We start from the raw sequence: 2,321 nt of genomic DNA on the forward strand, positions 1-2,321 counted from the left end.
ACCCCACAGGTTTCACCTGCCGTGGACAGCTTGACGCAGTACTGCACTTCACCGGCGGAATAGCCATTGAGCTGAGCGGTGCCCAGCGGCGTGTACGTGACGGTGACCGCCCCACCGGCACCGGAAGTGCCCACCAGGGCGATCCCCGGAGGACTCACAATTGCGTTGATCTTGCCCAACGCGCGCTGCGGAGCCGACTGGGCTCCATAGGTGCCTGCCCCGGCCTTGTTCGTTGCGCGAACACGGTACTGGTAGCCAACCGTGGACGTCCCCACGGAGAAGGCCGCACTGGTTCCACTGACCACCTGAGTGACAGCGGCCTGACCGCCGCCACTGCGCTCCACTTCATAGCTGGTGATGGGTGCGCCATTGATAAACGGCTCAGCCCAGCTCACACTGACCTGGCTGTTGGAGCCGACAGCCGGCGCCGTGGTCACGCTCGGCGCAGCCGGAGCCGACGGCAAACCCGCCGGCGTCACCGTCGCGGAATATGCACCCCAATCAGAAGGGTTGGGGGCATTGTTGATGGCCTGGACCCTGAATTGGTAGTCGGTGCCGTTGGCCAGCCCCGTCCATGTGAGGGTGTTGCCGGTGACGCCCGCCTTTTGGCCATTCTGTCCGGCCGGGGCCGGGGAAATCTCCACATTGAACTTCGTGACGGCGGAGAACTCGCCCACCGGGGTGACCCAGCTCAGCTCCACCTTTTTGTCGCCAAAGGTGCCCTTCGGGGCGGCAGGTGCGTCCGGGATGCGGTCCGGTGTGGCAGTGACCGAGGACGGCGACGGCGCGGAGGTTCCGACGTCGTTCGTAGCAGTGACCGTGAACTTGTAGGCCTGCGCATTCTTCAGGCCCGTGATGGTGCACGTGTTGGTGCCGCAATCCTGCGTGCCGCCTGCCCACGCCACGGTGTACTTCGTGATGGGTGCGCCATTGTCTGCCGGCGGATCCCAGGTGAGCAGGACCGCCTTGTCCTTTTCCTCCACGATCTGCGGCTTCGTGGGGGCGTCCGGCTTGCCCTTGACAGTGATGCGGATGCGCCCGTTGGCGTACCTGTCCTTGTCATTGGTCTTGTCCGCCACGGTGTAGCGGACCACCACGGTGCCCTTGTAGTCGGGATCGGTGTTCACGGTGACGGCGTCGGCCACGTGCGTGACGACAATGCCCTTGCTACCGGTTTCAATGTTCGTGTCCACCACCTTCAACGGGGTGTCCGGGAACGGGTTCACGTCGTTGCCCAGCACCTTGATGACCTCTGCACGGCCGGCATGGGCGTCCTTGACAATGTCTTCATTGGCCACGGCCAGCGGCTTCGAGGAAGAGGTGGCGTTCATGACGATGGCAGCCGCCACGGGATCGTTGCTGCCGTCGCTGACCTGCAGTTGGAGGGTGCCGGAGGTGCCCACCTTGGTGCCGTCCTTGAGCGAAACGGTCAGGACGGTGCCCTTGAGGTCGGCATTGAAGCCGCCCGGTGCACCCCCTGCCATGGAGAACTTGAACTTGTCCTTATCTCCCGGATCGATGTCAAAGGCCAGCGGGCCAACATCCAAGGTGGCGGTTTCCTGCTGCGCCACATCAAGGGTGGAGCCGGTGAACGTGGGAGGGGTGTTTTTCTTCTTCTCCTCTTCCTTCTTTTCTTCCTTCTTCTCCGGGTCCTTCGCCTTTTCCTCAACGGGGGCGGGGTCCACGAGCGTCATGACCGTCAGGGTCGACTTCAAGCCTGCCGGATCATCCGGGCCGGTGCCGTCGGTGACTTCAAAGGTGATGGAGCCGGGCCCGTAGAACTTGATGTCCGCGTTGTACTTGATCCCTGCACCGTCGCCGACAATGACGTCGTCATTGGCGGCGCCCAACAAGGAAATCTTGGCCGCTTCGGTCAGGCGCGGCTTGCGCCCTTCCCGAACCTGCACATAGTCGGCAAGGTTCATGGTGGCCGACTCCCCTGCCGTCAACCGGATCACCTTGTTGCTCTTGAGCACGGGGTACTGCTTGTCCAGGCCGGGCACCCAAATCACGGCGGTGGCGCTCAAACCGTCCTGGTCAGTGACAGTGTAGGGAACCATCTGTTCCCCGGCTTCCAGCACCACGCGCACCGCACCGGTTGAAAGCACGGACGCGCTCGTTGCGGGCATGCCCGGTGCGGACTGAACGGTGACGCTCAAAGCGTCCGTCACTCCGTCGGGGTCGGCATCGTTTTCCAGCACCGGGACGTCAACGGTGTTCTTGCCCAGCATCTGCTTGACAGTGACACGGTCGTCACGGGCGATCGGTGCCTTCAGCGGCGCGTCCTCGGTGACGGTCATGCGGATGTTGCCGGTGGCCTT

Annotated in this window: 1 protein-coding gene; it reads right to left on the reverse strand. The window is 63.5% G+C overall.

Translation table 11 applies throughout. From position 1 onward, the window contains the following. The coding region (locus Q4P21_RS09790; RefSeq protein ID WP_303388588.1) for a fibronectin type III domain-containing protein at nt 1-2,321 on the reverse strand (2,321 nt) is incomplete at both ends.

It is taken from the genome of Arthrobacter sp. (assembly GCF_030540645.1).
Lineage (GTDB): Bacteria > Actinomycetota > Actinomycetes > Actinomycetales > Micrococcaceae > Specibacter.